We start from the raw sequence: 8,206 nt of genomic DNA, 5'->3' as shown, positions 1-8,206 counted from the left end.
CTGTCCGCCGCCCGCGCCGCCTCGGCGGAGTCCCGCTTCGGCCCGGTCGCCGCCTGGTCGGCCATCGGCCCGTACCGGCTCCTGGCGGCCCTGCCCCGCACGCCGGGCGCCGCACCGGACCAGGCCGTGCGCCCTCTGCTGACCCCGCCCCACGCGGAACTGGCCCGCACCGCCGAGGTGTTCCTCGACCGTGCGGGCCAGGCGAGCCGGACCGCCGCCGAGCTGGGCATCCACCGCCAGACGCTCTACTACCGCCTCGCCCGGGTCCAGCAGCTCACCGGCCTCGACCTGAACGACGGTGAGGACCGGCTGCTGCTGCACATGGCGCTGAAGCAGGCCCGGCTGTGAGTGCCCGGCCCGCCTCCGCCGGCGTGACCGACTCGCCGTGGCCGGCTGTGGTGCTGCCGCTCTCTCCCCGGTCCTGATCAGCGCACTCGGCCGGAACGGCGTTGCTCATCCCGCTCTTCACGGGGCGCATCGACGGCTGAGACCCCCGGACGGTCCTCCGTACGACGGCCGCGCCCGGCGGACAGGCTTTCGCTCTGTCCGCCGGGCGCGGCCGTCGTACGGGCGGGTGATCAGTCCGTGAGGTTGACCGAACGGGCCGACGTGGCGCCGATCTCCTCGGCGATCTCGGTGAGGACCGACTGCGGGATGGTGTCGTCGACGGTGAGGACGACCAGCGCCTCGCCGCCCGCGTCCTGACGCGAGACCTGCATGCCGGCGATGTTCAGGCCGGCCTCGCCGAGGATCTTGCCGACCGCGCCGACGACGCCGGGGCGGTCCTCGTACCGCAGGACGACCATGTGGTCGGCGAGCGCCAGGTCGACGTCGTGCTCACCGATCGCGACGATCTTCTGGAGGTGCTTGGGGCCGGCCAGGGTGCCGGAGACCGCGACCTCCTCGCCGCTCGACAGCGTGCCGCGGACGGTCACCACGTTGCGGTGGTCCGGCGACTCGGAGCTGGTGGTGAGGCGGACCTCGACACCCCGCTCCTGGGCGAAGAGCGGGGCGTTGACATAACTGACGGTCTCGTCGACGACGTCCTCGAAGACGCCCTTGAGCGCGGAGAGCTCCAGCACCTTCACGTCGTGCTGGGTGATCTCGCCGTACACCTCGACGTCGAGACGCGCCGCGACCTCGCCCGCGAGCGCGGTGAAGATCCGGCCGAGCTTCTCGGCGAGCGGCAGGCCGGGGCGCACGTCCTCGGCGATGACACCGCCCTGGACGTTGACCGCGTCGGGGACGAGCTCACCGGCGAGGGCGAGGCGGACGGACTTGGCGACGGCGATGCCCGCCTTCTCCTGGGCCTCGTCGGTGGAGGCACCGAGGTGCGGGGTGCAGACGACCTGGTCGAACTGGAACAGCGGGGAGTCCGTGCAGGGCTCCTTGGTGTACACGTCCAGACCGGCGCCGGCGACCCGGCCCTCCTTGAGGGCGGAGGCGAGCGCGTCCTCGTCGACGATGCCGCCGCGCGCGGCGTTGACGATGCGCACCGAGGGCTTCACCTTGTGCAGCGCGTCGTCGCCGATCAGGCCGAGCGTCTCGGGGGTCTTGGGGAGGTGCACCGTGATGAAGTCGGAGACCTCGAGCAGCTCGTCCAGCGTGAGGAGCTTGACGCCCATCTGGGCGGCGCGCGCGGGCTGCACGTAGGGGTCGTACGCGACGATCTTCATGCCGAAGGCCGACATGCGCTGCGCGACCAGCACGCCGATGCGGCCGAGGCCGACGACGCCGAGGGTCTTCTCGCTGAGCTCGACGCCCGTGTACTTGGAGCGCTTCCACTCGCCGTTCTTCAGGGCGGTGTTGGCCTGCGGGATGTTGCGCGCGGTGGCGACGAGCAGGCCGCAGGCCAGCTCGGCGGCGGTGACGATGTTGGACGTCGGCGCGTTGACGACCATCACTCCGGCCTTGGTGGCCGAGGAGACGTCGACGTTGTCCAGACCGACACCGGCGCGGGCGACGACCTTGAGCTGCTTGGCCGCGGCGATGGCCTCGGCGTCGACCTTGGTGGCGGAGCGCACCAGGATCGCGTCGACGTCGGCGATCGCGGGGAGGAGTTCGGCGCGGTCCGCGCCGTTGCAGTGCCGGATCTCGAAGTCCGGACCCAGGGCGTCAACCGTGGCGGGCGACAGCTCTTCGGCGATGAGTACGACAGGTTTCGAGCTCACGTGTGTCCTCACAAGTCCAGTGCGGGCGGCCGTCCCGACGGCCGCAGGCGGTGGAGGGGCTAGCCGCGTGGAAGACGCACGACACTGTGGGCCCTGACGCGTGTATGTGTTGGTGAGAGTGTAGTCATGCGGCCGGGCACACACTGTGCCCCGGTGGAAGGATCACCCGCACGGGGTGGACGGTCTGTACAGACGTACCGGCCGCTTCCCTGCCACCACCTCTCCCCGCAGTGACACGGGGCGTGAGGCCGGCCTGGCGCCGGGGGGCGGGCCCGTGCGGACCCGCCCCCCGGCCCGAACTCAGGCTTCCTCGTTGTCGACCCAGCTCATGAGCTTGCGCAGCTCCGCGCCGGTGGTCTCCAGCAGGGACTCGCTGTCGGCCTTCTTGTACTCGTTGTACTTGGGCAGACCGTTGTGGTACTCGGCCATCCAGTTCTTGGCGAAGGTGCCGTCCTGGATCTCGGCGAGGACCTTCTTCATCTCGGCCTTGGTGGCGTCCGTGATGATGCGCGGGCCGGTGACGTAGTCGCCCCACTCGGCGGTCTCCGAGATGGACCAGCGCATCTTCTCCAGGCCGCCCTCGTACATGAGGTCCACGATGAGCTTCAGCTCGTGGAGGCACTCGAAGTACGCGATCTCCGGCTGGTAACCGGCCTCGGTCAGCGTCTCGAAACCGGCCTTGACCAGGGCGGCGGTGCCACCGCAGAGGACGGCCTGCTCACCGAACAGGTCGGTCTCGGTCTCCTCGGTGAAGGTCGTCTTGATGACGCCGGCGCGCGTGCCGCCGATGCCCTTCGCGTAGGAGAGGGCGAGGTCCAGACCCTTGCCGGTCGCGTCCTGCTCGACGGCCACGATGCAGGGGACGCCGCGGCCCTCCTCGTACTGGCGGCGGACCAGGTGGCCCGGACCCTTCGGGGCGACCATGCAGACGTCGACGTTGGCCGGCGGCTTGATGAAGTCGAAGCGGATGTTCAGGCCGTGGCCGAAGAACAGCGCGTCGCCGTCCTTGAGGTTGTCCTTGACGGACTCCTCGTAGACCTTGGCCTGGATCGGGTCCGGGACGAGGATCATGATGACGTCGGCCTCGGCGGCGGCCTCGGACGGCGTCACCACGCGCAGGCCCTGCTCCTCGGCCTTGGCCTTGGACTTCGAGCCCTCGTGCAGACCGACACGGACGTCGACACCCGAGTCACGCAGCGACAGCGCGTGGGCGTGCCCCTGGCTGCCGTAACCAAGGACCGCGACCTTACGGCCCTGGATGATGGACAGGTCGGCATCGTCGTCGTAGAACAGCTCGGCCACTGGGTCTTCTCCTTGGTGTGCAGGTGTTGCGTCCCACCGTACGGCGGGGTGCGTGGGGTTCGTTGCCGGGTCTCGCCATGCGAGCGGCGAGATGGCCGGAAGGGGTTACGCCGTGCGGTCGAGTGCGCGCAGGGAACGGTCGGTGATCGAGCGCGCGCCGCGCCCTATGGCGATGGTGCCGGACTGGACGAGTTCCTTGATGCCGAACTGCTCGAGCATCTTGAGCATGGCCTCCAGCTTCTCGGCGCCCCCGGTCGCCTCGATCGTGACGGCCTCCGGGGAGACGTCCACGGTCTTGGCGCGGAACAGCTGGACGATCTCGACGATCTGGGAGCGGGTCTCGTTGTCGGCGCGGACCTTCACCAGGACGAGCTCCCGCTGGATCGCTGCGGCGGGCTCGAGTTCGACGATCTTCAGGACGTTGACCAGCTTGTTGAGCTGCTTGGTCACCTGCTCCAGGGGCAGGCCCTCGACGTTCACGACGATGGTGATGCGTGAGATGTCGGGATGTTCGGTGGTACCGACCGCGAGCGAGTCGATGTTGAAGCCGCGCCGGGAGAACAGGGCCGTGATCCGGGCGAGGACACCCGGCTTGTTCTCGACCAGGACGGAGAGCGTGTGCTTGGTGGACATTGGAGTCGGTCTCTCTCTGTCTCTCAGTCGTCTTCGTTGTCGCCGAAGTCGGGGCGGACGCCGCGCGCCGCCATGACCTCGTCGTTGGAGGTGCCGGCGGCGACCATCGGCCACACCATGGCGTCCTCGTGGACGATGAAGTCGATGACGACCGGACGGTCGTTGATCGCGTTGGCCTCGGCGATGACCTTGTCCAGGTCGGCGGGGTCCTCGCAGCGGATCGCGTAGCAGCCCATGGCCTCGGACAGCTTGACGAAGTCCGGAACGCGCGTGCCCTTGGCGGGGACGCCGTCCGAGTCCGCGCCGGAGTGCAGCACCGTGTTGGAGTACCGCTGGTTGTAGAACAGGGTCTGCCACTGGCGGACCATCCCGAGCGCGCCGTTGTTGATGATCGCGACCTTGATCGGGATGTTGTTGAGCGCGCAGGTGGTGAGTTCCTGGTTGGTCATCTGGAAGCAGCCGTCACCGTCGATCGCCCAGACGGCGCGGTCGGGCGCGCCCGCCTTGGCACCCATCGCGGCCGGGACCGCGTACCCCATCGTTCCGGCGCCTCCGGAGTTGAGCCAGGTGGCGGGCTGCTCGTACTGGATGAAGTGCGAGGCCCACATCTGGTGCTGGCCGACGCCCGCCGCGAAGATCGTGCCCTCGGGGGCGAGTTCGCCGATGCGCTGGATGACCTGCTGCGGCGAGAGGCTGCCGTCCTCCGGCAGGTCGTAGCCGACCGGGTAGGTCTCGCGCCAGCGGTTGAGGTCCTTCCACCAGGCGCCGTAGTCGCCGGTGTTGCCCTCGGTGTGCTCGGCCTGGACCGCCTGGACGAGATCGGCGATGACCTCGCGGGCGTCACCGACGATCGGGACGTCGGCGGCGCGGTTCTTGCCGATCTCGGCCGGGTCGATGTCCGCGTGGACGATCTTGGCGTACGGGGCGAAGCTGTCCAGCTTGCCGGTGACCCGGTCGTCGAACCTGGCCCCGAGCGCGACGATCAGGTCGGCCTTCTGCAGCGCGGTGACGGCGGTGACCGAACCGTGCATACCGGGCATCCCCACGTGCAGCGGGTGGCTGTCGGGGAAGGAACCGAGCGCCATCAGCGTGGTGGTGACGGGCGCTCCGGTGAGCTCTGCCAGGACCTTCAGCTCGGCGGTGGCGCCGGCCTTCATGACGCCGCCGCCGACGTACAGCACGGGGCGCTTGGCCTGCGTGATGAGCTTGGCGGCCTCGCGGATCTGCTTGGCGTGCGGCTTGGTGACCGGACGGTAGCCAGGCAGGTCCATCGTCGGCGGCCAGCTGAAGGTGGTCTTCGACTGCAGCGCGTCCTTGGCGATGTCGACGAGGACGGGCCCCGGACGGCCGGTGGAGGCGATGTGGAAGGCCTCGGCGATCGTGTGCGCGATGTCCTCGGCACGGGTGACCAGGAAGTTGTGCTTCGTGATCGGCATCGTGATGCCGCAGATGTCGGCTTCCTGGAAGGCGTCCGTACCGATGGCGGCGGAGGCCACCTGGCCGGTGATCGCGACCATCGGCACGGAGTCCATGGCCGCGTCGGCGATCGGGGTCACCAGGTTGGTGGCACCGGGCCCCGAGGTGACCATGCAGACACCGACCTTGCCGGTGGCCTGCGCGTAGCCGGTGGCCGCGTGACCGGCACCCTGCTCGTGGCGGACCAGGATGTGACGGACCCGGGTGGAGTCCATCAGCGGGTCGTAGGCGGGCAGGATGCAGCCGCCGGGGAGGCCGAATACCGTGTCGGCGCCGACTTCCTCGAGAGAGCGGATGAGGGACTGCGCGCCCGTGAGGTGCTCAACGGAGGCGGAGGACGGTCCGCCGTTACGGGCCCGCGGCTGCGGGTGCTGGGCCCCGGTGGCCTGCTCGGTCATCGGCATTCTCTTCTCGAAGCTGAGGGTTTATGCGGTGTTTGTGTGGGGTTTCGAAAGGTCCCGGTGCAACAAAAAACCCCTCGTGCCGTGAGGCAAGCGAGGGGAGCGCGCCGGTGCGGTCTGCAAGGTGTCCATGAGTGACCCTGCTTCAGCCGACGCGCTTTCCAAGTACGAGAATTCGGGTGCGCATGGCATTGACCCTCTCTCCGGCACACACACGGTGTCAAGTGGGTGGGACGGGAGTCTCATCATGTGGGCGGCTCGGCAGCGGGACCACGCTGCCCGCGAGCACCGGCCGAGCGGCCGGACCGATGCCCAGGACGGGATACTCCCCCCGGATCAGGGTGCGCCGCAGCCGGTACTCGTCCAGCGGCCCGGCGAAGGCCATTCCCTGGCCGTGGGTGCATCCCATGGCGCGCAGCGCCCGCACCTGCTCGGGCGCGTCCACCCCGTCGGCCACGGACTGCATGCCGAGATCGCCCGCGATGCGCAGCAGTCCACTGGTGATCTTGTGCAGCCTCGCCGACTCGACGACGCCCTCCACCAGGCACCGGTCCAGTTTCAGTACGTCGATGGGGAGCCGGCGCAGGGCGTTGACCGCCGCGTACCCGCTGCCGAAGCCGTCGAGCGCGATCCTGACGCCGAGGCGGCGCAGCGCGACCAGCCGCTGCTCCAGCTCGTCGAAGGAGATCCGGGGGTCGCTGTCGGCCACTTCGATCATCAGGGCACCGGAGGGCAGCCCGTGCCGGGCCAGGAGGGCCTCCACGGGCCCCGGAGGCAGGGCCCGGTCCAGGAGCCGGGCGGCGGACACCCGTACGGAGACGGAGACCGGATGCCCGGCCCTGGACCGGTCGGCGGCCTGCTCGACGGCCTCCTCCAGCAGCCAGGCACTGAGCTCGGCGGCGCGGTCGCTGTCCTCGGAGACACGGAGGAATTCGGCGGGGGTGAACAGGATGCCCTGGGCGGAGCGCCAGCGGGCCTGGGCGGCGACGGCCGCGACCCTGCCGCTGGCCAGGTGGACGACGGGCTGGTGGAGGAGCGCGAACTCACCGTCGCGCAGAGCCGTGCGGACCCGTGCCGCGAGCTCGGAGCGGCGCACGACGTCGGCCTGCATCTGGGGGGCGTACAGCTCCACCCGGTCCTTGCCGCCGGCCTTCGCCCGGTACATGGCCAGGTCGGCGTTGCGCATGAGGTCCTTGGGCGTGATGGAGGACTCGGCGAAGGCGACACCGATCGAGGCGGCCACCCGGACCTCCTGGGTGCCGATCCGGTACGGCTGGGAGAGCCGCAGACGCAGGCGCTCGGCGATCTCGTGGACCTGGTCCTCCCTGGCGGCCTGGTCGTGGGTGCCGTCGCCGACGATGAGCGCGGCGAACTCGTCGCCCCCGAGGCGTGCCGCGGTGTCCGAGGTGCGCACGGACTCCAGGAGGCGGCGCGCGGCCTGTACGAGGAGCTCGTCGCCCGCCTGGTGGCCGATGGAGTCGTTGACCGCCTTGAAGCCGTCGAGGTCGATGAAGAGCACGGCGGTGCCCAGGTCCCCGGCCCGTCGGCCGTTGAGTGCCTGGCCGACCCGGGCGGTGAAGAGGGCGCGGTTGGGCAGGTCGGTGAGCGGGTCGTGCTCGGCGTTGTGCTGGAGCTGAGCCTGCAGCCTGACCCGCTCGGTCACGTCCCTGCTGTTGAGGAGGAGGCCGCCCTGGTGGCGGTTGACGGTGGACTCGACGTGGAGCCAGTCGCCCGTGCCCGATCTGAAACGGCACTCGATCCGGGTGGTGGGCTCCTCGCACGACGGCGCGGCGAGGAAGCGCCGCAGCTCGTGGACCACTCCCCCGAGGTCCTCGGGATGGATGATCGACGACAGCTCCGCGCCCACGAGGTCCTCGGCCTCGCGCCGGTAGACACCGGCCGCCGCGGGGCTGACGTAGCGGAGCTTGCCGGTGGGCTCGGCGATCATGATGACGTCGCTGGAACCCTGCACCAGGGAGCGGAAGTGATTCTCCTTCTGGGCCAGTTCCTGGGTGAGCGCGATGTTGTCGAGGAGCATGATGGCCTGCCGGAGGACCAGGGCGAGCACGACCGTACAGCCGGTGAGGACCACGACCCGGTCGACCCTGCGGCCCTCCACCACGTTGTACAGAATGCTGAGGGTGCAGACCGCCGCGGCCAGGTAGGGCGTGAGCGCGGCGAGGGATCCGGCGATCGGGCGGCTCGCGGCGCGCGCCCCCGGGC

Annotated in this window: 6 protein-coding genes; 1 reads left to right on the top strand and 5 read right to left on the bottom strand. The window is 70.0% G+C overall.

Translation table 11 applies throughout. The features are described from left to right. On the top strand, window positions 1-348 hold a 348-nt coding region (locus VN520_RS11600), incomplete at its 5' end, for a helix-turn-helix domain-containing protein (RefSeq protein ID WP_325746798.1). Window positions 349-578: 230 nt separating this feature from the next. Here the strand turns inward: VN520_RS11600 and serA are convergent. The 5 genes from serA to VN520_RS11575 all read right to left on the bottom strand — a co-directional run. Further along, window positions 579-2,171, bottom strand: a complete 1,593-nt coding sequence (gene serA, locus VN520_RS11595; RefSeq protein WP_203182610.1) for a phosphoglycerate dehydrogenase — start codon at window positions 2,169-2,171, stop codon at window positions 579-581. A 300-nt stretch (window positions 2,172-2,471) separates the two neighbouring features. Then, a complete protein-coding gene (gene ilvC / locus VN520_RS11590; RefSeq protein ID WP_325746797.1) occupies window positions 2,472-3,473 on the bottom strand; it encodes a ketol-acid reductoisomerase in 1,002 nt (333 codons plus the stop codon). Between the two features lie 105 nt (window positions 3,474-3,578). Continuing rightward, window positions 3,579-4,106: an acetolactate synthase small subunit gene (gene ilvN, locus VN520_RS11585; RefSeq protein WP_325746796.1), complete on the bottom strand. Its 528-nt coding sequence runs from the start codon at window positions 4,104-4,106 to the stop codon at window positions 3,579-3,581. 23 nt (window positions 4,107-4,129) lie between these two features. After that, entirely contained in the window at window positions 4,130-5,986 is a 1,857-nt protein-coding gene (locus VN520_RS11580; protein ID WP_325746795.1) for an acetolactate synthase large subunit, read from the bottom strand. Window positions 5,987-6,203: 217 nt separating this feature from the next. After that, window positions 6,204-8,206, bottom strand: a 2,003-nt coding sequence (locus tag VN520_RS11575; protein WP_325746794.1) for a putative bifunctional diguanylate cyclase/phosphodiesterase, incomplete at its 5' end; no start/stop codon positions are given.

The organism is Streptomyces sp. (assembly GCF_035563135.1).
Lineage (GTDB): Bacteria > Actinomycetota > Actinomycetes > Streptomycetales > Streptomycetaceae > Streptomyces.
Note: the sequence above shows the minus strand (reverse complement) of the source record. Positions and strands in the feature narration are given on the sequence as shown.

What these genes read in the sequence shown, in the direction of transcription:
- VN520_RS11580 (WP_325746795.1), bottom strand. Translation starts at nt 5,986, where the DNA reads ATGCCGATGACCGAGCAGGCCACCGGGGCCCAGCACCCGCAGCCGCGG.
- ilvN (WP_325746796.1), bottom strand. Translation starts at nt 4,106, where the DNA reads ATGTCCACCAAGCACACGCTCTCCGTCCTGGTCGAGAACAAGCCGGGT.